This window comes from Chryseobacterium gambrini (assembly GCF_900156825.1).
GTDB classification, from domain to species: Bacteria; Bacteroidota; Bacteroidia; order Flavobacteriales; family Weeksellaceae; genus Chryseobacterium; species Chryseobacterium gambrini.
Genome location: NZ_FTOV01000001.1, coordinates 20077 through 44980, shown reverse-complemented (window position 1 = coordinate 44980; position 24904 = coordinate 20077). Strand labels below are relative to the sequence as shown.

The 24904-nt window shown below is 36.2% G+C and carries 24 protein-coding genes; 4 read left to right on the top strand and 20 right to left on the bottom strand.

Features of this window, described 5'->3' with window-relative positions:
• Positions 1 to 17 precede the first annotated feature (17 nt).
• Entirely contained in the window at positions 18 to 956 is a 939-nt protein-coding gene (locus BW951_RS00165; RefSeq protein ID WP_420866221.1) for a helix-turn-helix domain-containing protein, read from the bottom strand.
• A 142-nt stretch (positions 957 to 1098) separates the two neighbouring features.
• On the opposite strand from BW951_RS00165, the gene BW951_RS22485 reads away from it, so the two are divergent.
• Positions 1099 to 1263 (top strand): grasp-with-spasm system A modified peptide, encoded by a 165-nt coding sequence (locus BW951_RS22485; protein ID WP_116098569.1) that lies wholly within the window; start codon positions 1099 to 1101, stop codon positions 1261 to 1263.
• 18 nt (positions 1264 to 1281) lie between these two features.
• Positions 1282 to 1440, top strand: a complete 159-nt coding sequence (locus tag BW951_RS22480) for a bacteriocin (protein ID WP_123956693.1) — start codon at positions 1282 to 1284, stop codon at positions 1438 to 1440.
• Between the two features lie 78 nt (positions 1441 to 1518).
• Here the strand turns inward: BW951_RS22480 and ychF are convergent, their stop codons facing one another.
• The 14 genes from ychF to BW951_RS00095 all read right to left on the bottom strand — a co-directional run bounded on the left by ychF (position 1519) and on the right by BW951_RS00095 (position 19654).
• Positions 1519 to 2610: a redox-regulated ATPase YchF gene (gene ychF / locus BW951_RS00160; RefSeq protein WP_076389871.1), complete on the bottom strand. Its 1092-nt coding sequence runs from the start codon at positions 2608 to 2610 to the stop codon at positions 1519 to 1521.
• A 249-nt stretch (positions 2611 to 2859) separates the two neighbouring features.
• On the bottom strand, positions 2860 to 3060 hold the full coding sequence (locus BW951_RS00155; protein ID WP_076389869.1) for a bacteriocin-like protein: 201 nt from the start codon (positions 3058 to 3060) through the stop codon (positions 2860 to 2862).
• A 147-nt stretch (positions 3061 to 3207) separates the two neighbouring features.
• Entirely contained in the window at positions 3208 to 3759 is a 552-nt protein-coding gene (locus BW951_RS00150) for a ferritin (protein ID WP_076389867.1), read from the bottom strand.
• A gap of 221 nt (positions 3760 to 3980) precedes the next feature.
• Positions 3981 to 5834, bottom strand: a complete 1854-nt coding sequence (locus BW951_RS00145) for an alkaline phosphatase family protein (protein WP_076389865.1) — start codon at positions 5832 to 5834, stop codon at positions 3981 to 3983.
• Positions 5835 to 6243: 409 nt separating this feature from the next.
• Positions 6244 to 6915 (bottom strand): phosphonatase-like hydrolase, encoded by a 672-nt coding sequence (locus tag BW951_RS00140; protein ID WP_076389863.1) that lies wholly within the window; start codon positions 6913 to 6915, stop codon positions 6244 to 6246.
• 6 nt (positions 6916 to 6921) lie between these two features.
• On the bottom strand, positions 6922 to 8076 hold the full coding sequence (locus BW951_RS00135) for a TIGR03364 family FAD-dependent oxidoreductase (protein WP_076389861.1): 1155 nt from the start codon (positions 8074 to 8076) through the stop codon (positions 6922 to 6924).
• 12 nt (positions 8077 to 8088) lie between these two features.
• Entirely contained in the window at positions 8089 to 9390 is a 1302-nt protein-coding gene (locus tag BW951_RS00130; RefSeq protein ID WP_076389859.1) for a DUF5690 family protein, read from the bottom strand.
• A gap of 10 nt (positions 9391 to 9400) precedes the next feature.
• Positions 9401 to 12226 (bottom strand): TonB-dependent receptor, encoded by a 2826-nt coding sequence (locus tag BW951_RS00125; RefSeq protein ID WP_076389857.1) that lies wholly within the window; start codon positions 12224 to 12226, stop codon positions 9401 to 9403.
• 363 nt (positions 12227 to 12589) lie between these two features.
• Positions 12590 to 13159: a helix-turn-helix domain-containing protein gene (locus BW951_RS00120; RefSeq protein ID WP_084196320.1), complete on the bottom strand. Its 570-nt coding sequence runs from the start codon at positions 13157 to 13159 to the stop codon at positions 12590 to 12592.
• 1190 nt (positions 13160 to 14349) lie between these two features.
• Positions 14350 to 15948, bottom strand: coding sequence for a glycoside hydrolase family 10-like protein (locus BW951_RS00115; RefSeq protein WP_338076368.1), 1599 nt, complete (start codon positions 15946 to 15948; stop codon positions 14350 to 14352).
• Between the two features lie 510 nt (positions 15949 to 16458).
• Positions 16459 to 16755: a type II toxin-antitoxin system RelE/ParE family toxin gene (locus BW951_RS00110; RefSeq protein WP_076389851.1), complete on the bottom strand. Its 297-nt coding sequence runs from the start codon at positions 16753 to 16755 to the stop codon at positions 16459 to 16461.
• Entirely contained in the window at positions 16743 to 16928 is a 186-nt protein-coding gene (locus BW951_RS00105; RefSeq protein WP_076389849.1) for a hypothetical protein, read from the bottom strand. The genes BW951_RS00110 and BW951_RS00105 overlap by 13 nt, the downstream gene beginning before the upstream one ends.
• 88 nt (positions 16929 to 17016) lie before the next feature.
• Positions 17017 to 18822, bottom strand: coding sequence for a translational GTPase TypA (gene typA, locus BW951_RS00100; RefSeq protein WP_076389847.1), 1806 nt, complete (start codon positions 18820 to 18822; stop codon positions 17017 to 17019).
• A gap of 208 nt (positions 18823 to 19030) precedes the next feature.
• Positions 19031 to 19654, bottom strand: a complete 624-nt coding sequence (locus BW951_RS00095) for an SRPBCC family protein (protein ID WP_206608143.1) — start codon at positions 19652 to 19654, stop codon at positions 19031 to 19033.
• 161 nt (positions 19655 to 19815) lie between these two features.
• On the opposite strand from BW951_RS00095, the gene BW951_RS00090 reads away from it, so the two are divergent.
• A complete protein-coding gene (locus BW951_RS00090) occupies positions 19816 to 20166 on the top strand; it encodes a winged helix-turn-helix transcriptional regulator (protein ID WP_076389845.1) in 351 nt (116 codons plus the stop codon).
• Between the two features lie 207 nt (positions 20167 to 20373).
• Here the strand turns inward: BW951_RS00090 and BW951_RS00085 are convergent, their stop codons facing one another.
• From BW951_RS00085 to BW951_RS00075, 3 genes are all read right to left on the bottom strand, one after another.
• On the bottom strand, positions 20374 to 21900 hold the full coding sequence (locus BW951_RS00085; protein ID WP_076389843.1) for a subtype B tannase: 1527 nt from the start codon (positions 21898 to 21900) through the stop codon (positions 20374 to 20376).
• Between the two features lie 371 nt (positions 21901 to 22271).
• Complete coding sequence (locus tag BW951_RS00080; RefSeq protein ID WP_076389841.1) at positions 22272 to 22529, bottom strand: DUF1294 domain-containing protein; 258 nt, start codon at positions 22527 to 22529, stop codon at positions 22272 to 22274.
• 52 nt (positions 22530 to 22581) lie between these two features.
• A complete protein-coding gene (locus BW951_RS00075) occupies positions 22582 to 22788 on the bottom strand; it encodes a bacteriocin-like protein (RefSeq protein ID WP_076389839.1) in 207 nt (68 codons plus the stop codon).
• A 171-nt stretch (positions 22789 to 22959) separates the two neighbouring features.
• On the opposite strand from BW951_RS00075, the gene BW951_RS00070 reads away from it, so the two are divergent.
• Positions 22960 to 23316 (top strand): hypothetical protein, encoded by a 357-nt coding sequence (locus BW951_RS00070; RefSeq protein ID WP_076389837.1) that lies wholly within the window; start codon positions 22960 to 22962, stop codon positions 23314 to 23316.
• 85 nt (positions 23317 to 23401) lie between these two features.
• Here the strand turns inward: BW951_RS00070 and BW951_RS00065 are convergent, their stop codons facing one another.
• A complete protein-coding gene (locus BW951_RS00065) occupies positions 23402 to 23920 on the bottom strand; it encodes a cytidylate kinase family protein (RefSeq protein ID WP_076390521.1) in 519 nt (172 codons plus the stop codon).
• A 14-nt stretch (positions 23921 to 23934) separates the two neighbouring features.
• Entirely contained in the window at positions 23935 to 24810 is an 876-nt protein-coding gene (locus BW951_RS00060; RefSeq protein WP_175608764.1) for a viperin family antiviral radical SAM protein, read from the bottom strand.
• Between the last annotated feature and the right edge of the window lie 94 nt (positions 24811 to 24904).

Sequence of the window (24904 nt, the reverse complement as noted above, 5' to 3'; positions counted from 1 at the left end):
AATTTGCAAAATTCAAATCATGACCGGAATTCCAAAGGAGCGAGAGATGTTTTCTTTTTGAAAAAGTTAGAGAAGTGTGCAATCTCTTCAAATCCCAAAGCATATGAAATCTCGGAAACGTTCCATTTTGTCTGTTTCAGAAGTATTTTTGCTTCCTGAATAACCCTTTCTGCAATAATTTCCGTAGTGGTTTTTCCTGTACTTTCTTTCAGTTTTTTATTTAAATAATTTACGTGAACCGCCAATCGGTCTGCATAATCTTTTGCCGTTTTCAGCTGCAGTCTCTGATCCGACGATTCTATGGGAAACTGCCTTTCCAACAGTTCGATAAACAGCGAAACAACACGCAGTGAAGCATCATTTGACGTTGATAATTTTGAAGCCGGCTGCAACTTTTGTCCATAATGAATAAGCTCCAGAACATAATTTCGGATAAGATCATACTTAAAAATATAATCGGAATTAATTTCTTTTTTCATCTTATCAAACAGGAGTTCAATTTCGTCTGCCAAATCATCCTCAATTTCAAAAAGAGGAACATTTCCCGGCTGAAAGATCGGTAAATCTTCAAGCGTATTGTGTGATTTATCCTTAATAAAAAAATCTTCCGTAAAAACGCAGAAACTCCCCGACTGGAAAGGATCTTCGGGAATCCAGTGATAAGGAACTTTAGGAGTCGCAAATAAAAGTGCATTCCCTTTTATCTGAATAATTTTATCTGCATATTCCGCTCTGTTTCTGCCTCTTATTAAGCTTATCTTGTAATATTTTCTTCTGTTATAAGGCATTTCGGAGGTTGTTTTGATTTTTTCAATCATTTTGGCGATATCAAAAACATTGAAATGACCAATTTCTTTATGAAGCCCTTTCGGAAAAATGGTTTCGAGATCTGTTCCGAGTTTCGCGGTCATTTCTCTGTAAAAATCATCCAGCGAAGTGTAAGAAGTATGCTGCATTTTTTCCATACCTAAGAATTTGTAAAATTCAAATGTACGGAATATTCTTTCTGAAATTCACAACAATAATTTTATAAATTTATCAAACCAAAGTGATTTATATTGAAATATTTTATAAATTAGTAATTACCAAATTAAAATTATGTCTTATATGAAAAATCAAAATCTATCAAATGGAAAAAAGCTTAATAATAAGCAGCTAAGATCCATCAAAGGCGGACTACAGCAATGTGTTGATCCGGAAACAGGACTTTGTAAAGCTTATGGCAGACGTTGTGCAGAACCTGAATGTTTCGAACTTCCTTAATCCTTTAAAATCATCATTATGAAAAATCAAAAGTTACAAAACGGAAAGAAACTGAATAAAAAACAGTTAAAATCTATTACTGGCGGAAAAGAAATATGCACAGATCCTTTTACCAAAGAATGTCTTAAATATGGTATTGGCTGTGTAGAATTAAAATGTCAACTCATTGATTTATAAGCTATTAAAATAAATAAAAACGCTTCGAAGCAATGCTCCGGAGCGTTTTTCAATATAACTAACTTTAATACTTTATTCTTATACGTTGAATCTGAAGTGCATGATATCACCGTCTTTTACGATGTACTCTTTTCCTTCTACAGAAAGTTTTCCGGCTTCTTTTACTTTTACTTCAGAACCGTAGTTTACGTAATCATCATACTTGATTACTTCTGCACGGATGAACCCTTTTTCAAAGTCGGTATGAATTACACCTGCAGCCTGCGGAGCAGTCCATCCTTTTCCGATTGTCCAAGCTCTAACTTCTTTTACTCCTGCTGTGAAATAAGTCTGTAATTTCAATAGATCATAAGCTTTTCTGATCAGTCGGTTTACTCCCGGCTCCGTAAGACCTAGTTCTTCAAGGAAAATTTCTCTTTCTTCGTAAGTTTCCAGTTCATTGATATCTGCTTCAATCTGAGCCGCTAAAACAACTACTTCTGCGCCTTCATTTTTAGCCATTTCTTCAATTTTACCAATCCATTCGTTACCATGCTTTATTGAATTTTCGTCCACGTTACAAACGTAAAGAACCGGCTTATTGGTTAACAGCTGAACATCTCCTATAATTGATTTCGTAAGATCGTCTGTTGCAAATTCTCTTGCATTTTTACCGTCTTCTAAAAATTTCTGAAGACTCTGAAGTGTTTCATAAGCCAGAACATCTTCTTTTTTACCGGATTTGATGAACTTTTTAGCCTTCTCAACTGCTTTTCCTACCGTTTCCAGATCTTTCAACTGAAGTTCGATATCAATGATTTCTTTATCTCTTAACGGATCTACAGAACCTTCTACGTGAACAATATTTCCGTTATCAAAACATCTTAAAACGTGGATAATTGCTTCACACTCACGGATATTGGCAAGGAACTGGTTTCCTAGACCTTCTCCTTTACTTGCTCCTTTTACAAGTCCTGCAATATCTACGATCTCTACAACCGCAGGCAAAACTCTCTCAGGTTTTACCAATTTTTCCAGCTCAAACAATCTGTGATCCGGTACTGAAACAGTCCCCAAATTCGGTTCGATGGTACAGAAAGGATAGTTTGCCGACTGTGCTTTTGCATTGCTCAGACAGTTAAAAAGAGTTGATTTACCTACATTCGGTAAGCCTACGATTCCACATTTCATAACGAAATTTTTATTTTATTTATAATGCTATGAACCTTTCGGTTTCATATTGTAAAATTCTAAGGTTAAGGTTTACTGTTCAAATCGGAGGTTATTTCCGATCTGAACTTTCAGCGTGCAAAGATAGTGATTTTAAAGCATAATTCCTCCACCCTGTCTATTTTAAATTCTAAGCTATTTTCCTTTCCTGAAATAAAATATCCCCGAAACATGAAGCTTCGGGGATATTTTGTTAAAGATATGTTTCAATTATCTTGGGAAAGGAAGTGTTGGATGAATAGGATCTACAGGATAACATCCGCAAAGACAATCCCACTGATCGAATACTTCATCGCAAACTCCAATCGCTTCGCATCTCCATAAATATCCTCTAGGACAGGCAGGAACATTAGGTCCAGCTCCTTTTACTTGTTTTAACTGTTCTCTTGAAATTTTTTTCAAATTTTTCATAGTAATTTTTATTTGTAATTCAGACAAATATAATAATATTCTCTACATAATGAATTATTTACTTAAAAATTGACTATAGAAATAAAACTATACTAAAAATCCGTCACCAATATGACGGATTTCAATAATTTAATTTCAAAAAGGTTGTTAAGGATTATCTCCCGTCGCTTCCTGCGCCAAAGGAACATCTCCCGGAGTTTCCTGTAAGGTTTTATCTAAAGTAAATAAAGATTCATCGGTAGCTCTGTCTCCTCCTGCAATTTTCAGTTTGTCGATTAGATTCTGTGCCAGTGTTTCCTCTTCAATCTGCTCTTGTACAAACCACTGCATAAAGTTCCATGTTGCCCAGTCTTTTTCTTCAAGAGCCATATCTACGATTTTATAAATGGCAGTGGTGTTATCTACTTCATGTTTGAACACCCCTTCAAAACAATCGGTAAGCGATTCCGGATCTGCCGGAGGAGCAGGAATTGCATCTACTTTCGGCTTTCCACCTCTGTTTAATACATATTCCATGAATTTGATGGAGTGATTTCTTTCTTCCTGAGCGTGCCTGTACAGGAAATTGGCAATTCCCTGATATCCTTTGTCGTCTGCCCAGATTCCGTATGATAAAAAGGTATGTGAAGCGTGAATTTCTTTGTTCATCTGGTCGCTTAATGCTTTTTCAATGGAATCGGAAAGTCTTTTGGTATTCATAATAGATATTTTTTGTGATTATAAATCTATGGATACAAAAATGGTTCCGAGAAGTTTTTATTTTTAGCCAAAACCTTTAAATACATTTACAAGCTCCTGAATTACATTATTTTAAGCTGATAATTTATAGTTATTCTAAAATATGAAGATGAAATTTTCAGATCAAAAGAAAACTTCCGGTATAAAAACGGAAGCCTTCTTAAGTAAAAATTATCTCTGTACTATTGTTTTATCAATGTTTTGGTAAGCGACTTTCCTTTTCCTGTTATTTTTATGAAATAAATCCCAGCCGGAAAATGACCGACATTTAATTTTTCATGGTAATCATTGTTGTAAAAATTGACATTTTTTGATAAAACCAATGATCCTTTCGCATCAATAATTTCAATCTTCATTTCCTTTTCCTTTGATTTTAATTTTATATTTACCTCCTGATTCGAAGGATTGGGATAAATCATAAAATCATTCGTTGTAATCTCCTTTTCTTCAGCAGATAAGCTTCCGTTGGCACATAGCGGAATTCTGTTGACCCCATCAATTCCCCAAGATGGCTGAACGGGAATACAAAGCCAGTTCAATACAGTCGGCAAATGATCTGTTTCCCGGGTTGTCGATAAATAATTATAAATTTTAAAATTAGTAACCGTGTTCAGATTTCTGGCGGGAGATCCGGTAATCGTAACGGTGTTTGCATTTGAACCAGAATCTGTCAGTGTATTTCCCGAAACCTCATCACATTTCCAGTTGGCAACCAATTGAGAATAATAAGGATGCGAAGCCGTAATATCCTGATTTGCCCAATTCACGATAACCTCGTTCGGAAGCGCAGATTTCCACACTCTGATGTCTCTATAAGAAGCTGCAAGCGTTGGACTGTAGGTGTTCGTCCCGTCCTGATTGATCGTAAACGGAAGTCCCGAATCAATATTTCCAATGGTGTTCATTTTTGCAAAAGTTACGGGAACACCATCTTCATACATTGTTACAAGTCCGTCTCTGTCGAAACTTACAGCAATGTGCTTCCATGTATTGAGTTCCATTTTCCCACCCACAAGATCAATCCTGTTGATTCCGTCGCCGATATTCATTTTAAAAGTCTGTCCGGAATATCCTGAAATTACAAAACCTTTATTTTTTCCGTTTGCCCAGTTTTTATTACTGATCATTACAGGATCACTGGTGTACGCAACATTGGGTTTCACCCAGAATTCAACTGTAAAATCCTGAGTTGCCCCAAAATCAAATGGAGTCTGATTCGCAGGTTTTGCATACGTTCCTGCCGGAAGATTGAGCTGATTGAACGTTTTAGAAGACTCTGAAATGGTTCTGCTGATTTGCTGAGGAGTAAAATTAGGATTAGAATAAATGGTAAAAATATTCCTTTCCGAAAGATTTCCGCCTCCATGCCCGTTATCTACCGCGCCGTGATCCGTGGTTAAAACAACAAGCCAGTCTTCATTACTGTACGTTGATCTGTTTTTCATGGCGTTTACAATTTCTCCGATGTACGTGTCGATGGTTTGTATGGCAGAAACATACTGCGGTACAGAAGACGAAAAACCATAAGAATGTCCGGCGTGATCCACATCATCAAAATCAATAAATAAAATGTCCGGATTATCATTTTGCAGTGCATTTACAGCCGCATTTTTCACCGCAAGATCCGTTGTGAAATTTGTCTTTACATCGGCATTTTGAATAATGGTATTGTTAACCGGAGCCCAATGAGCCAGAGAAATGGTTCTTAAATTGGGATTATACGCTTCTGCTCTCGTTAAAAAGTCAGGGTAATTTGCATAATTAGGACTGGTAAAATTATTATCCTGCACATTGTGTTTCGTATGCCAGACTCCTGTAAGCATCGTGCTCCAGCCGTTTCCGCTCAAAGTAATTGCAGCACAGAGTCCGTCTAAAGAATAAATTGACTGATCTGCCAGTGCATGAATGTTCGGCGTACCGGAAGACATCATAACATCCGCCCGACAACCGTCGATCCCGATGAAAAGAACTTTCTTTGTCTGAGCTCCGAGAAAACAGCTCATTACGACTGCCATTGAAAATAGTTTTGTTTTCATAATAATAAGTGGGTTTTGAATTTTAAGATTTTACAAACTTTAGGTTGATTGAGTAATTTAAAAAAGGGACGTTTGGAACTTTGGGAACTTTGTCAAAGTTTTAAACTTTGACAAAGTTGATTTCCTGGATTTCAGAAATTAAAAAAGAGGCTGAATTGGGATAAGCGTAATTTGAAAGAATTAGAGTTTGTTTAAACTTTTTTAAAATAAAATATTCTTGTTGGAAAACGCAAAGATGCAAGATTTTTATTCGTCTCAAATCTTTAAGGCGCAAGAAAATCAAAGATTTTCAATAGGGAATATGCTTAATTTTATCGTAGATAAAATCTTTGCGCCTTAAGACAAAACCGTATTTGATGAATAATTTGCGCCTTTGCGATGGTTATATCCATTCAGTTAAAACAAGTTTTTAGTAAAAAAATCGTTCAGCCTCAGAAATTGTGTTAAAAATATAATCGGGATTGGATTTTTCCAGTTCAGCCTTGCTCTGTGCTCCGGAAAGAACAGCTACCGTAACTCCGCAGCCTGCATTTTTGCCTTCTTCGATATCAATGACAGAATCTCCTGCTTTTAAAACTTTTTCAGGTTCATGAATATTAAATTTTTTCATAGCCAGAAGAATCATTTCCGGGCTCGGCCGGCTTTCCGAAACATCGTCGGCTGTAATTAAAGCATCAAAGTGGGCATTTTTTTTCCAGCCTAGTTTTTCCAAAAGCTGTTGGGCAATTTCGGAAGTATAGCCAGTATTTAAAACAATCTTTTTATCCTGAGATCTCATCTTGATGAGGAAATTTTCAACGCCGTTAATGGGTTTTACCTCTAAATTCTGATAGGCTGCTTTTAACTGATCCGAAAAGTTTTCAAAAATGGCAGCCGCGTCTTCTTCATTTCCGCCTATTTCTTTTAACAGACTGCTGATTGCTTCCAGTTTTTCCATTCCGGCGCAGCTTAATAACACTTTTTCCAGAGAAACGTTGTATCCGTAATCATTCACTGCTTTCATTAACGTTTTATATACCACGTTATCTTCATCAATGGTGGTTCCAGCCATATCCAGAACCAGTAATTCTATGTTCTTCATTTAATTTTATGCGTAAATTTTATCTATATTAAATTTTGAAAAGCCTCCGCTTCCCGTCATTCCCTTTCCTCCGATTCCCGTTACAATATGAATGTTGGGAGACGGACTGTGCTCGAAAATATCTTTTGTTTTGCACTGGGAATACACTCCAAACCATCTTCTCTGGATTTCATAGGTCGGAAGATCTATGATTTTCTTTGCTTCATTAATCATAAATTCATCTATTTCCATATTCAGTTCAAATCCTAAATCATCTGCATTTTTAGCATCTGCATATTCATGGGAATCTCCTAAAATAACCGAACCGTCCAAAGCCTGTTTGAATAAAATATGGACTCCGTATTTTTTCTCAAAGGAATTCGGGTCTTCCATTGATTTGATTTTTTTGAAAGACGGACATTCTTCAAAGGATTCATACCTTCTGATGGAAAGTCCGGTGAGAATATTTCCCTGAAGCGCATAAATTCCCTGTGGTTTTGTCTGAAGCATCTGCAGTTTGCTTACTTCGAGATCACTTTCGTTAAAAACTTCGGGATATAACGTTTTAAATTCATGTCCTCCGCAGATGACTATTTTTGAAGCCATCAGTGCTGTTCCGGCTGCGGTGATGGCAATACATTCTCCGTCATTTTCATGGGTTTCAACAATGGTTGTGTTATAGAAAATTTTAAGATCCAGTTTTTCCTGTAGGAACCGGTGAAATTTTACAATCATTTCAGCAGAATCTACCGATAATTCCTGAGGGAAAAACAATCCGCCTTTGCAGTAATCTGAACGAAGACCATCAAATTTGCTGATGCATTCGCTTTTTGAAAGAAGAACAGATTCATAATCATTATTTTTATTGATTTCATGCAGCTCGTTAATTAGCTGAAGCTCTTCGTCATTGGATGCGATATAGACCGAACCGTTTTTTCGTACCGTTAAATCAGCCTGAAGCTGAAGTTCGTTATACATGGCTAAACTTTCTCTTCCGAAGTTCTGCCATTTGAGATCCATTCCGGAAGGTACGACCTGCCCGAAATTTCTTACTGTTGCTCCTTGAGGAACCGAATTTTTCTCTATTAAAGCGACTTTAAGTCCTTTTTTCAGCGCATGATAGGCATGAAAGGTTCCTAAAATGCCTCCTCCTACAACGATTAAATCAAATTTTGTTGTCATTTTTACTATAATTTATATACTTTTCGAAGGATCGAAATTGATGTACGGTTGGTTATTGATTTCATTTTTCCCTGATTTTCTTCTGAATCCGACCAATGCAATGAAGGAAGAAACCAGCACAATGGCTACGATGATGTAGTTTAACCGGATATAAAAATTCAGCCATGAAGTCTGCGGTGAGCCGAAATTTTTGTAAAGCAGAATCAGAACGCTTCCCAGATACCCGAAAGAATCTACGAGATAGATCAGAAATCCTACATTTCCTCTGATATTGAAAGCAGCAATCATCCTGTCGAAATACATTCCGTTGAACGGGATATAACAGAGGTACATTCCGAAACCTGAAAGAACCATCCATAAAAAAGGCGATATAACTTTGATTTCAAATAAAAAAGTTGAAAAACCTACGATTAAAATCCCTCCAAAAAGAAGATAATGATACCAGGCAAAAGCTTTTCTGTTGTTTTTGATCTTTACCATAAAACCTAAGATTAGAAGCACCATAACAGCAATCGGAATTTCCGTTAAGGTAAAGACAGAACTGCTGAATCTGATGTGCAGATTATCCCAGATCTCGCGGTTGAAATTATCTCTGAAGTCCCTTAAAACCGTAAGACTTACGTACAACAATGTAATGCAGACCATCGGAACCAGAAACTGCTGAATGATTTTTTTTCTTTCTGCTTTATTAAGCGGCTCTCTTTTGTTTTTTAACAGAATGTCTTCTTCCGTAGGTTGCGGAAGTTTTTCCAGCATCAGTCCGAATATGAGCAACGGAATGAAGAATAACAATCCTGCAGAAAAAGGCATCCAGAATTCTGAAATATGGAAAGTATCCATTAAAAACTTTCCTGCGGATTTTGTAAATCCTGAAGAAACCACAAAGCTCGAACACAAAAACAAACCGATGATTTCCGTTGTCTTTCTTCCTTCAATATAAGAAAACACGATTCCCCAGATCATCCCGAGCGGAATCCCGTTAATGAACATACAAAGAATATTGTACGGAGCGGGAATGACGGCAAAACCCAGCAAAGCAATTTCTGCAACTGCAATAAAGATGAATAAATAGAAGATCCTTTTTTCCGGCTTTAGTTCTGAAATAAACTTAATTCCAAGAAATTTTGAGATAAAATATCCCATAACCTGCGCAATGATTATCAAAACTTTATAATCGATCCCGAAATAAGAAAGTTCTTCGAAGGAGGCGACTGTAAAGGGTTTCCGGAAACCATACATACAAAAGTACACTCCAAATGCCGCGAAAGCCGCTTTCAGGGTTACTGCTGTTTTTTTATTGACCGCTTTTACCATGGTGATCCGGTTAGAAATTAAGCTTTATTCCCAAATTGCATCTTACCCCGTAATATTCAACCTGTTCGGGACGGGTTTCGTCTTTTCCGAAATGGTAGATCAGCGGTTTATTCAGAATGTTGTTCACGTCTGCATATAACAGGAGATGTTTGGTGAACTGATAGGAACCTCCGAAATCCAGACTGCTGTATTTGCCGTAGTAGGAATCATTGATATCATCTTCCGCATATTCCACAGCATATTTGCCTTTGTAATTGTACGCCAGTCTTGCGTTGAATCCTTTTTTCTCGAAAAACAACTGAACATTGTATAATTCTTTTGCCTGATAAGGTAGTTTTACTTTTCTTCCGCCTGGTTTTACCATTTCAGAATCCATGAAAGTGGCGTTAAGCTGTGTTCCGAAATATTGCAGGAAACCGGGTAAAAAATCGAATCTTCTGTTGATGCCCATTTCGATTCCGCTTAGTGAAGCTGCTTTTCCGTTATTCGGTGCGGTGAACTGTACGCCGTTTATTCCGTTGTAGTTTCCGATGAAAGAATCCTGAAAAATCGGGTCTGTAATGGATTTATAGAATACTCCCCCGCTCAGAATTCCTACGTTTGAAAAGTAGTACTCTCCCATCAGATCAAAATTTAAAGAATAGGTCGGGTTCAGATTCGGGTTTCCGCCTTTGAATTCGTTGTCTGCTTCGCTGTATGTTCCTCCCGGAGTTAAATCTCCGAAATTGGGTCTGGAAAATGTTCTCGTAGCGGCAAAACGCAGATTTATTTTATCATTTACAGTGTATTTAACATGCAGCATCGGCAAAACGGCAAGATATTTTTTTGTGTTTTCAACAGGAATCAGGGTATTATTGATTACATTATATCCTTTTACTTGCGTATTGGTATTTGATAATCTGATCCCTCCTAAAATGGTGATCTTATCATTCACTTTATACGTTCCCATTCCGTAAGCATCGGCGTGTTTTTCAAAGACATCGAAATTTCTTCCGAGTGCTTTATTGTATTCCAGAGCTTCCGAATCGGCTGTATTGATCTTTAAATTTCCCTGATTCTGAAACCAGAACTGATCCATTCCCGATGTCGACAGAACAGGACCGAACGTATTCCCGATGTGGGTGTTCATTTCGCTTAAATACTGAGTTCCATTCGCCTGACTCGTAATATATTGTCCAAAATCTGATAAAAGCGGTGCCGTTCCGTTGTTCCAGTTGTAGAAAATATCGGAGAATCTGGCATTCCGTTCTTTATCCCTGTATTTGAAACCGTATTTTAAGGTTAAACGATCTGAAGCGTTGATCTCATGGTTAAAAGCAGCCACCATTTTATCCTTTTCCTCAACAAAGACTTTGTAAAATTCCAGATCGGTAAATCTCATTCTGGAAGCGTCCATTTTAAAATTGCGATCGCTGTAGAATCCAAATAACGCGTCCGGATCTTTATAGTCCAATTTTCCGCCATCAGCTTTCCAGTAAGCCCTCGGACCTATTCCGTGATTGGCAATATAAGTCGGATCGATTCCCACTCCGGATTGAGTGTACTTAATAACATAATAGGAATTGTTCTGTTTATCAGGAATATTTCCGTATCTGAATTTATTGTCATAATATGATAGATCCCAGTCGATTTTTCCTTTGTTTAACTGATGAACTGCACCTAAAGAAACCGAGGTTAATTCTGTAATCAGACGGTTATGGATGTTCTGCAATTCCACTCTTGCGGTGTTGTTGGCGGAACTGAATTTATCAAAACGGATTCTGTGTTTGTAGTGCGTTTCATCATCAGACAGCGTTCCATACATTCCTTTGAGATAAAATGTGGTTTTTGGAGACAGCACATATTCAAAAGCCGTGTTGATTCCTGTCGTTTTTCTAACCCCGTTGTAATCGCGAAGCTCTAACCTGAAAACACCTTCATCCCCGCTTCTTCTCGCTTCAAAATTATCGGTAGACCAGTTTCGGATGAAGTGTGCAAAATTGAATAAATACCCGAATTTTTTATCCTTTGTTCTTCCGCCGTAAAGCAGTCCGATGTTGTAGACTCCTTTATCAGATTTAGCATTGTAACCGCTTCCCAGTGTTGCTTTGAACTCGGTTTTCATGGGCGGTGTTTTCGTAATGAAATTCACGCCGCCTCCGATTCCGTCGGCTTCCATATCGGGAGTGAAAGATTTATTTACATGAACATAAGAGATAAGTTCCGTCGGAAAAAAATCGAAAGCGGTTGCTCTGGATGTAGTTTCCTCTTCCGCTGTGGGAAGCCTGTTTCCGTTGATGGTTGTTGATGCCCAGAATGGTGGCAATCCCCTCAGAGAAACAAATCTCCCTTCTCCCTGATCTATTTCTATGGAAACTCCCTGCACACGCTGAACGGTTTCCGCAGCATTTCGGTCCGGTAATTTTCCGATTCCGTCGGAGGCAATAACGTTGGATATATTGATTGCGTTTTTCTGAAGATTTAAAGCTCTTGCTTCACTGTTTTTCAGAGATCCCGTAACGATGACTTCGTCAATGTTTTTTTGTTTCTGAAGCATGGAGATCATTCCCAGATCCATGGTCTGCTGAGACTTCAGATCTATTGTAATATTCTGATTTTCAAAACCAATATAAGAGATCTGTAGGTCATAATGTCCCGGTTTCAGATCATTGACGGAAAACTTTCCTTCCAAATCGGTCATGATGATTCTGGAGGTTCCGGCAACCTTTACGGCAGCTCCCGGAAGCGGCTGATTATGGTCTGAAACAATTCCTGTAACGATCTGTTGCTGGGCAGAGATAAAGATACTGCAACAGGAAAAAAGAGGGAATAGAGATTTTTTTATTATCGGCTCCATTGTTTACATATATTAAATTTATATCGCAAAACAAGTCAATAATTTTAATATATGTAATTATTTTATATTAAGTAATGTTTAATAAATGAAGCAGAATTGTTACCTCAGCTTTACCTGCAGAAAGTACCGTATTCTTCTTTCATAATGGAAAAACATGAGTGTTAATCAGTATTTCAGAAGACGGAACACCATATACAATGCGTATTTGTTTAATAAAATTTTCAAAAAAACAAACGCCCAAAGATTAATTTAAAGTTAAATCAGAAGGTTTGATAAAAAACAGAAAGTTGCGTATTTGTAAACTTTTATGAAAAATAATAATTGAATATTTGTAAATAAACAATTAAAAAAGAGATGTAAAATTTATCCTGAGTAAAAATACAAAACCAGCATAATGCAGCTTTCATTACTGATGCTCACCGGAACGTGCGGGAATTTTCCGTTAAAATAAAGGGAATCTCCTTCTTTTAATATCACTTCTTCATTATCGATCAGATATTTTACTTCTCCTTTCAGAATATACTTGAATTCCCATGCATCAGTTATTACTTTTTCTCTTTTGGCATTGGGTTCAAGGGTGAGTAAAACAGCTTCAAAACCTAAAGAATGAAGACTTTTGCTGAAGATATGCATGTATTTAAACCCTTCGGCTTCCACTTCTTTTTCAATAAGCTGCTGGTTTTCTTTGGGCAGGTAAATGAATTTTGCGTTTGATTTTTTCTCAACCCCTTCAAAAAAGTAACTCGCATCAATTTCCAGAGACTGGATTAAATCCAACAGCACAGGAAGCGAAGGAATCGTTCTTCCGTTTTCTATTCTGGAAACAAGCCCATTGCTTACATTGGCTCTGAAAGCTAATTCGTTAATGGTTAAATTATTTTTTTTCCTGATATCTTTTAGTCTCTTTCCAATGCCTATTAAAAAATCATTCATATCATTACAGTTAGCCCAGATCCGGTTATTATATACAGAAGCAAATTTACTATATTAAATGATATTTCTTTTATACTATTTCGAATTTGGAGATCTTTAATTTTATATTATAATCTTTTATTCATCATAATGCTGAATTTTAACCCAAAATTGATGAATGACTTTTCAATTATTCATTGTTCTTAGGCTCACAAAGCTTTTGCTAAGCAGAGATTTATAATCACTACATTAACTTCTTTAAAAATAAGATCAAAATCTTTGCTTTTCAAAAAACTGATATGTTCTTTCATACAATGCGGTGATGATTTAAAATCTTATGTGACTGATGTGGTTAAAAAAGTATGTTCCATTCAATCTGCAACACTGTCATTTTGAGCGAAACGAAGTGGAGCCGAAAAATTAAAATATAACACATTAGTCACATAAGTTTAGTTTAATTAGATATTTAAAGAAGAAAATCAAAGATTTTCACAAACTAATGTGTTCTTGCATACAATATGCCGATTATTTAAAATCTTATGTGACTTATGTGTTTAAAAAAATCTTACATTCAATCCTCAACTGTCATTTTGAGCGAAACGAAGTGGAACCGGAAAATCTAAAAGAACTGTATTTCAAGAGATTCTTCATTGCATAATGCTGCGCAAAATTTCATTCTGAATGACAGATTTACTGTTTTAAAATATAACACATTAGTCACATAAGTTAGTTTAATTAAATATTTTAAAAGATCACATAAGAAGAAAATCAAAGATTTTCATAAACTAATGTGTTCTTGCATACAATACGCCGATTATTTAAAATCTTATGTGACCTATGTGGTTAAAAAAGTATGTCCCATTAAATCTGCACGCTGTCATTTTGAACGAAACAAAGTGGAACCGGAAAATCTAAAAGAACTGCATTTTAAGAGATTCCTCATTGCATAATGCTTCGCAAAATTTCATTCTGAATGACAGGGAAATTTAGCCACAAAAGGCGCAAAAGATAATGATAAAGTTCAGTTTCAAAATAATTAAAGTCCTCAAAAGTATAAAAATCAAAGATTTTTAAAAACTGTTGTGTTCTTTATTCTTACGCTTGTTAACTTTTAAAAATGCATTAAAATCTTTTGCGCCTTTTGTGGTTAAAATAAAAAACCCAGCAGCCTGTTTAAGACTGCTGAGTTTATTTATCTGTATTTATTAAAATTACTTTATTTTCTTCGCGATATAATCGCTTTCATTTCCCAATCGGTCAATTGCTTTGATGGCAACTGCATTCAGTACTTTTCCGTCTTTATTTTTAGGAATTTCTCTGGAAAGCTGATCCAGTGTAAGGATTTCGGTTTCCCAGACTCCGTTGTACTGGGTAAAAAGCACCCATTGAAAAACATCTTTTATATTCTTTATGCTCCAGCTTATCTGCGCAGAATTTCCGTTATCATTGATGAACAAAGTCGGGGTCTGCAGAGGGACGGCTTTTATCCACGGTGATTTCGGAACCAACGCTTTTTCTTTGTACGGCCCGTTTTTCAGGGTCGGAAGCATATTGGCATTTTTGGTTAAACCGGCAATACTCCAGTGGATTTCCCCTGCATCTTTCCCTAACACCTGACGTGATATTTCGATCTGATTTTTAATTTCTGTCGGTCGGTCTGAAGTTTTAATTTCCACCGTATTCAAGCCCGGCCAAAGATGTCGGTTCATGGTGTTTTCAGATTTCCACCAGTTCAATAAGCCCTCAAAAGGCTGTCCTTTGGATTCTATCGGCCAGTACAGCTGTGGCGAGAAATAATCTACCCAGCCTTTATTTAACCATAATTTAGCATCTGCATACAGCTCATCATACTGAGAAGAACCTGTGACTCCTTCCGGATAACCGGGTTTCCAGATTCCGAACGGACTGATCCCGAATCGCACATAGTTCTTTTCTGCGTGGATTTCTTTGTAAATTCTTTCAACAAATTTATTCACATTATCTCTTCTCCAGTCGGCTCTTGTTAAGGTTCCTCCGCTGCTTACGTACGCATTCCAGGTTTTATTGTCCGGAAAATCGGCTCCTTTATTATAGGTTGCGTAAGGGTAAAAATAGTCATCAAAATGTACGGCATCAATATCATATCTTGTTACAATATCTTTTACCACATTCGAAACGTGTCCCTGCGTTTTGGGATCAGCGGGATCAAACCAGTACATTCCGTTTTTCAGGCGGATGACGATGTCGGAAAGCTTATTCACCATAGATAAACTGTTGGGTGAGCCTCCGTTCGAATGATGCGCGCGGTACGGATTCAGCCACACATGGAGTTCCAGTCCTCTTTTGTGGGATTCTTCGATCCAGAACTGTAAAGGATCATAATTCGGATAAGGAGCAGCTCCGGTCTGTCCGGTCAGGAAATACGACCATGGTTCCAGATTACTGGTATACAAAGCATCTGCGGAAGGTCTTACCTGAAAAATAACAGCGTTAAAATTGTTGTCTTTCAGCATATCAAGCATGGAAATGGCTTCGGCTTTCTGCTGATCGACCGACAGGTTGTTTCTTGAAGGCCAGTTGATATTGGCAACGCTTGCAATCCATGCTCCGCGGAACTCTCTTTTGATTTCCGGAAGATTGGTTCGGAAGGTGCCGTCATTCGGCGGTACTGCCGAAGAATCTGTACTGGTAATGGGAAGCGGCGGTTTTGGTATATTTGGTTTAACGGAATTTCTTACGGGAGTGGAAGCTTTCACTGCGTTGTTCTGTGTAGAACAGGCAACAAATGATGTAAAAAATCCCGATAAAACGATCATTTTTAGGGTATTCATTCTCATAGTCTGCAAAACTACATTAATTTATTTTGTTGATTTTAAATTACGATAATAAAATGAATTATTTGAACTTTGATTTAAATTATAGATGCTTTAACACAAAGTTTTTTTGATTACTAACTGTTTTTAAGTCCGCTAAGGCGTTTCACTCAAGTAAGCTTTAAAAGACTTCCTTATTTTGTAAGTTTGTTTAAACTCATTTTAAATTTTACCGCAAAAGAGACAAAAGACTTTATTGGATTTATTTAAGGTATTTCAAAAGTCTGCAAAGAGAGAAAATCTTTGATTTTTTTAACTTATGTACTCTTTTTCCCATTTAATTATTAAATTTAAACAATTAAAGTGTTACAATCTTTTGCATCTTTTGCGGTAAAAAAGTTTAGGCAAGTTTTATATTAATTTTGACCAAAGCCAGTCTAGAGGAATAATGCTGAAAGCGGACTAAAGTCCGCCCCTATTGAATGTTATTGTAAAATAGAAAATGTAAGATATACTTATTCTTTTAAATCACTTTGCTCTATTGTGCAAATTTCTTGCACCGTGATGAATCAGGATAATGTGAATTTCCTCCGGAGAAACTATACGATAAATGATTCTGTAGTTTCCTTCGAAGATTTCTCTGATGTTTTCATCATCCAACTCGGAAACTTTTTTCCCGACAATATTTCCTGTCTTTAAAATTTCTGTTTTATTCTGAATTTTTTCAATTTGAAACTTCGCATATCTTTTAGAATCTAAACTAACGAAGTCATAAATTTCTTTCAAATCATTTTTTGCAGATTTCAGCCATTTTATCTGAACCATTTGTCTATTTCATTTTTAAGCTCATCCTCACTAATGGTTTCATTATCTTCAGATTCTTTTTTTCTGATCTCCAGTTTTTCGATCATAATTAATCTTTCTATTACTTCATCAATACTGATCTCATCCGGAAATTCATCAATCTGTCTATGGAGTTTTTCTTTAGTAATTGTCATGTTCTTACTATTTTGCTTATGCTAAATTAGTAAATTTAAAACAAAAAAAGCCCCGAAAAATCGGAGCTTTGTTATTATAAAAACTGAATTAAGCTTTAGCTGCTCTTTCCACTTTTTTTCTGTCTTCTTCAGAAAGTAATTTTTTTCTCATACGGATGAAGTTTGGCGTTACTTCAATGGCTTCATCACCCTGAATATATTCCATACATTCTTCAAGAGAGAATAAGATTTTCGGAGCAACTCCTGTATCTTTATCTTTACCTGCTGCTCTCATGTTGTTTAACTGCTTTGCTTCCACGATGTTTACCACAAGGTCACCCGGTTTGTTCTGTTCACCGATGATCATTCCTGCGTAGATTTCCTCTCCCGGATCTACGAAGAACTTGCCTCTGTCCTGTAGTTTGTTGATGGAATATTCTGTTGCCGGACCTTGCGTTTTGCTGATCAACACCCCGTTGTTTCTTCCCGGAATAGCGCCTTTGAAAGGCTTGTATTCTGTGAAACGGTGTGCCATGATCGCTTCTCCCGCCGTCGCTGTTAACATCTGAGAACGCAATCCGATCAAACCTCTTGAAGGAATTTCGAATTCCATATGCTGCATCTCCCCTTTGGTTTCCATGATGTGAAGGTCTCCTTTTCTCTGGGTAGCAAGGTCGATTACTCTTGAAGCATATTCTTCAGGAACGTCTACTACCAAAGATTCGTAAGGCTCACAGTTTACACCGTCTACTTCTTTAAGGATTACCTGTGGCTGACCGATCGTCATTTCATATCCTTCTCTTCTCATGGTTTCAATAAGAACTGACAAGTGAAGAATACCTCTACCGAATACTAAGAACGTGTTGGCATCATCGGTCTGCTGAACTCTTAATGCTAAGTTTTTCTCTAATTCTTTGGTTAATCTTTCTTTTAAGTGGTTAGACGTTACATATTTACCGTCTTTCCCGAAGAAAGGTGAATTGTTGATGGAGAACGTCATGTTCAGCGTAGGCTCGTCAATTGCCGTTCTTTCCAATGGTTCAGGATTTTCAAGATCTACGAAAGAATCTCCGATCTGGAAAGCGTCGAAACCTACCACAGCACAGATATCTCCTGCCTGAACTTCAGTTACTTTTTTCTTTCCTAAACCTTCGAAAACGTATAGTTCTTTTACTTTTCCTTTAGCTACTTTTCCGTCTGCCTGTGCAAGACCGATCCACTGAGATTCTTTAATTTCTCCTCTCGTTACTTTTCCGATTGCGATTCTTCCTAAGAAAGAAGAATAATCCAGAGAAGTGATCTGCATCTGAAGGTTACCTTCTGTAACTTTCGGTGCAGGAACATACTGTAAAATACCATCCAGTAATGGTAAAATATCTTCCGTCTGCTCTAATGAAGTGTTGAACCATCCCTGTTTAGAAGAACCGTAGAACGTTGGGAAATCCAATTGCTCTTCAGTAGCATCCAGATTGAAGAAAAGATCGAATACCTGATCGTGAACCTCATCCGGACGGCAGTTTGGCTTATCTACTTTATTGATTACCACCAAAGGTCTTAAACCAAGCTCCAAAGCTTTCTGAAGTACGAATCTTGTCTGTGGCATCGGTCCTTCGAACGCATCCACCAACAAAATTACCCCGTCTGCCATTTTCAGTACTCTTTCTACCTCTCCTCCGAAATCGGCGTGACCCGGTGTATCAATTACGTTAATTTTCGTGTCTTTATAAGTAACAGAAATATTCTTGGATAAGATGGTGATCCCTCTTTCTCTTTCAAGATCGTTGTTATCCATAATTAACTCCCCACTCTCCTGATTTTCTCTGAAAATGTTGGTAGCGTGGATGATCTTGTCGACCAGAGTAGTCTTACCGTGGTCAACGTGTGCGATAATCGCAATATTTCTAATGTTTTGCATATAAGATTTTTACGGGTGCAAAAATAGTGATTTTTAATGAAATATGCATCAATAACTTTTGTTAATTAACAAATTCATAATGAGGAATTTAAATATTAGCATCTAAAAAAATCCTCATAATTAGAAATATTATGTCAAGTTTTGTGGTTGTGCACAAATATATTTGCTCAAAGAAATTCTGTAAGCATAGAGGATTTAAATATTTACACTAAAGTCGTGTATCGTTTGATTTAATGATAGCGTCTATCAAGCCTTCAAGCCATTCCTGATGACCATTTATCATTGGGTTAGGTTTTTGTTTAGCCAATTGCTGCGCAGGTTTGCCAATTTGACTCTCTTGGGTGAGAATACGTACTCTGTTACCCGGTAGATCTTCTATAAGCCATGCGTGGATTACGTCCAACCGAGCCTCTTCATCACCTTCTGCCCAACCATGCCAAGCAAGTCTTGCAGGTTCATTTTCTGAAGGAGGCACAAACTCGGTAACTTGAGCCTCTATCGGAAAACCAAAAGTCTTGAATCGGAATCGTACATCATGATACAATTCATTATCGCCAGCTTTTAAAAATTCAATATCTGAAGAATTGGAGTAATAGGTTGGCCAAGTAAACGGATTGGTAAGGTAAGGCCAAACCTCAGAGGCGGTTATATCTTTTACGATCACCTCATTTGAACAGTAATTGTCTGTTGTGCCCGGAGTATATTTTTCCGGCCATATTATAGCATTTTGTTTCATTTTACATGATTTATATTGAGTAAGCATTCTTAGAGTTGTTTTTAATATAAATACGTTACAGGAAAAATTAGTATTGAAAAATATTCCTGCCTGCAAAAATTTAAAAATTTTACGATTATAAATATCTTTTAATATAAAAAGAATCTCTTTAAATTGATATTACATCTGTTTAATAAATAACTAAAGTAATTATAGTTGCAAAATTATTAATAGTTATTTATTTTTGCAAGAACTATCAAAATTGATATGTAAAAACAATGGGAAAAAACATAGAAGTTGAAGGAAAATATTATCCTTGTACAATAAGTCTCGCAATGGATTTAGTCGGTGGAAAATGGAAAGCTGTTATCTTATATCATCTTAAAGACGGAGATAAACGTTTTAATGAACTGAGAAAAGAAATTGAAGTAATTACAGAGATGACACTCAGTTTACAGTTAAAAAATTTAGAATCAGACGGTTTAATATCCAGAACTGTAGATGGAGATAAAGCTCCAGTAAAAGTATTCTACAGTCTGACTCAATTTGGCAGAACGTTTATTCCTGCTTTGGATGTTATTAATAAATGGGGACATTATGTAGCCGAAAAGAAAACAAATCATAGATGATTCGTTATCGCTAAATACTTGGAAAAAAAATGAAGAAATAATTTGCGGGTTTTCGTTTCGCAGTATTTGAAAGTTAGTGAAATAAATGAGTACTTTTTAGAATTTAATAAAAAAATCTTCGGAAAATAAATATCTTTAATAATACTTTCCGAAGAAATAAACGAATTGCTACTCATAATCAAAAGAGCTTAAAATTCTACCTATTTTTTATTTGGAAATCTGATCTATCCAATGGAAAAGCTCGTCCAAATCGTAATCTCCACTATGATGTTTGTCCCAAGGCAATGCATAATCTACATGATAGCATTGGTTTGCAAGTCTCACAGCTAAAATAGCAGAAATCGCCAAACCAGTATCTTTATCTTTTGAACCGTGACGAATTCTCCAATATTTTGCTGTTTTTGTATGAGCATCTCCGATATAATTCATAGGATTCATCATTTTTACAATTTGTTTATCCGCTATCACTGCATTACTTACTGTAGTATTTTTTAAGCTATATTCAGTAAAATGTTTTGCATCAAAACTTTCTGTTCCAAACTCTGTATTTTCTGCTGCTGATAAATCCAGCGCATCAAAAGCAGGTGGTGTTTTTTGTCTTTGCATATAGCGTATATACTCATCCCAATTAATGTCTGTTACTATTCCGTTTTTTATGATAAGAAAGGGTCTTTCGGAAAGATCAGTTCCTGCCTTTAATGCGACATTGGCTGATACAATTACTTTTGCCTTCAAAAACTCTTTGAAAGAACCATTTCCACTATTATCTAATGTGAGGAGGTTTCCCTTTTCATCTTTAAGTTTTAGAGAATTGATATAGGCAGGAAATGTGTTTTTTAACTCCAATGAGACTTTCTGTTGCCTTTCATTTAAAGTTTCTGTAGCTGTATCGGCTTGAGGTCCAAAGAGCCCTCCTTTTTTGTAATCATTTACCCCGAAAAACTGCCATTCATAAGCAGCGTCTGCGTGATCCAAATTGGTAATTGGGCAGTAATCAGAGGAGGCATAAATAGCATCGCTGGTCTCTGCTGCTCCTATTTCTTTCAGATAAGGCAAATAATCAGGGTTATCTCCGGTAGCTCCCAATAAAGCTGACATGGCACCACCAGCACTGGTTCCATTGGAAATAATTTTGTCGGCATTGCCCGGCATTTCGCGGTCGTTTAGTTTAAGATAACGAATGGCAGCCTTTAAATCGACCAGCCCGGCAGGTGCTTTCCCATAGTATTTGCCATCTTTATTTTTATTCGTGCGCCCTCTTGCTCCCGCAGAAGCTACTACATAACCATGAGACAAGGCCTTTAAGATGGTATTTTCTTTTTTGTCTTCCAACCCGCCTTGTGGTCTTTGTTGGTTATTATCTTTTACCACACCGCCATTAATCGGAGGTCTAAAATTGTTTAACTTTGTAGATCCGGGTTCAGCAGGCATATAACCACCTACTTGGTTAGGGAAAAATATAGGGGCATTTTGGGCATTGTATCCATTAATACTTTTATTTCTGTAATATTCTTCAGGAACATAAAAATTAAGAACCTGATAGGTTGTGTCTACAGGTTTTTCCACATAAACAATTTTCTCAAAAGCTCTTACGCGGATTTCTTTACCATTGTAAGTAAGAATTTGAATCTCGTATTTGTCGGGGTTAAAATTTAAGCCCGAACCGGCTTTCCTTTCTTGTGCGCAAGAGAATAGCGATATAAAACAGAAAAGACCAACTATCGTATTTTTCATATGATATGATATTATCTTAAGCTAATGTTATTTCTTTATTAGTAATTTTATTGCAAAAGTTCTTCTGAAATGGAATGAACATCGAAATTTAAATATTGTAACAGAAATCAATCTGCTCCTAAAATAAATATTCTTCTTTTATTCTTTTTTTCCATATCTATTGAGCAAAAATATTGTTTCTGTAATTTAAATAAGAAAAATGTTGTGAAATGATTTATTTGTGGGGTGAATATATGAACTTTTAAAATTTACTTATCAAAAAAAGGATTCGGACTAAAAAGTGAACTGTCTACTTTACACGTATAATATGATCACAAAATATTTATTAGGGATTAATATATTAGTCATAAAATCTGTATAGTTTTTCCATTTTAGAAAGTATTTTCAAAAAGGTAAATGAAAACAGCCTGTAATAAAACAATGAGTCCAAATTTTAATAAAAAGGAAGTCTTGGAAATTTTATGTCTGAAGAAGATCATTGCCAGTAAAGCTCCGATAGTTCCACCCAAAAAAGAAACCGCCAAAAGCGTATTTTCAGAAATTCTCCGCCGGTGCTTTTCTGCTTTTCTCTTGTCGGCTCCATAAATAATAAAGGTAAAAAGATTGATGGCTGTTAAAAAATAAAACATTGGCAAATCTAAAATAAAAAAGAGTGTTAATAAACACTCCTTTAAATATTTTTTATACACATAAAGTATATTCGCAAGGATCCTGCGGAGGAGCTTCTCCACAAATAATATCAAAAGTACCGCAGTTACTTGATGATCCTCCACCCCATCCCCATTGAACAACGCATGTATTTGGATCTTTACATCTTACCATACCTTTAATGATACCTCCCTGAATAGATTTCATCGCATTTCTAGAAACCTTTTTTAGATTTTTCATGATATATTTTTTATAGTTTGAGAGATAAAAATATAAAAAAACATTAGATCTGCAAAATATTTCAACACTTATTGAATAAAAAATATCCTTAGCAGATTTATTCTAAATAATTATAAAGAATCCTCTGTAAAATCTCATATTAATTTACATTTGTATGATTAATTAAATTAAATGACAGTACAGGATTTAGCAGGAAGTTATTCTATTCAGGGAAGTAATCAGGAAGAGTTTGCGGAAGTTTCTTATTATGGGATTCTCACCTTATCCCTCGACGAAAACCAACGCATCATTGCTGAGTGGATGATTGGGGATCATATGCAGCAAGGCACCGGTTTTTATAAAGACGGAATTCTGGTGATCAACTTCCGCTACAAAGGGGAAGATCTCAAAATTTACAAGGGTGTAGCGGTTTACCGCTGTATCAGTAAAGATGTTCTGGATGGTTTCTGGTCTGAGAAATATGGTGATCCGAGATTTCTGGGGAGTGAGTACTGTGTGAGGATTTTTGGATCGGAGGTGTTGAATTGAGGATCATTTTTACAATGAAAGTATAAAAGCTGCTGTCCCAAAAGTCAATCTGACTTTTGGGACAGCGTTATTAATTACTCAGCAATTAACTTTTGATCTCAGACAAAATAATATCTACAATTTCCTGAGGCGTTATTTGGTTGTTGATATTCACGACCAGATCATAGTGTGATTCTAAAGTATAATCTATATCATACGCATTTTTAAATTGTTTCTTAAAGGCATTGTTTCTTTCAGGAATCGTTTTTGAAGATTCATCACCTCTTTCAGATTTTCTGAGTCTTTCTGACGCATCTTCCTCAGAGATTTTAAGAAATACATGAAAGGCATTGCTTATAAATTTAAATCCTAAACGATAATCAATAATTAAATGTTCTTTTTTATTGCATTCATCAGCAAATTCCCTGTCAATTTCTTTATCTGTTTCCGGATTTTCAGTACATCTTCGCTGAAATTCAACAATACTTATTCCTTCATTTTCTGCTCTCTTCCGGATTAAATTTCCTAAAGAAATAAACTGATACCCTAATTGTTCTGCCAGTAATTTTCCTACTGTACTTTTCCCGGAAGCCACTTCACCGGATAATGTAATTTTTGTTTTCATATAATTTTTAAATATTAATCCCATTGATATAAACCCCCTCTGTCTAAAAAGTTTCTATAGCTGTAATCCATCTCATCATAAGCTTTTTTAGCCCCTGCTTCCAATATTGGTCTGCTGTATTCCTGAAAGCCTTCTTTATTGGTAAAAAACCTTCCAGCAGGATCTATCATTACATAGCTGTCTTTCATTTCAGAATTATCTTCAGAAACCAATATTTCATGATCTTTCAAAAATTGATGGTTCGCTATAAAATGATCGAACTGTTGTTGACTGATAATAAATTCTTCAATGTGTTCATCATTCTCCCCTTTCATCGGCAGAACCTGAAATACCTTCCAGCGTTTTGGCTGAGCATAAAGAATCAGATCCATTAAAGATTCATTGTAATTCAGGTGATGGACAACTGTGTTGATTTTTAATTGAAAACCATACCTCTTAATTTCATCTATAAGCAATTTATAGGCTTCCGCAGTTAACGGCTCTTTTCCTTTAAAAGCTCTTCCCGACTTAATATTGGTCGTATCATTCAGACTGTCAATACTTAGGATGATCCAGTCCAGATTCTTCTGGTTTTTCTTAAAAAACGTTTCATTCAGCTTGGTTCCGTTGGTCACCAGCATTGTAGTCATTCCTGATTCTTTTGCAGCGGCAATAAGATCTGAAATCCATGGACATATTGTAGGCTCCCCTCCTGCAAAGGTTATTTTTTTAAAGCCCATTCCGGCAATCTGCTTTATCAGTTCCAGAGATTGTTCTTTAGGCAAATGTCCTTTAGGAAGTATTTTTTTAGCCTCCTGAAATGTTGCAAAGCAGAACCTGCATTTCATATTACAGGGTTCCCAGAGATGATAATTAACGGAAGGAATTATTCCTTCAAAAGATGTTTCCATTGTTTGTTTTAATAATTGTTTATTGTACAGGAGTACCAACAAAAAAACATCCGGAAAACAAAAAAATGCGTTTCCGGAAAACATAACCGGAAAC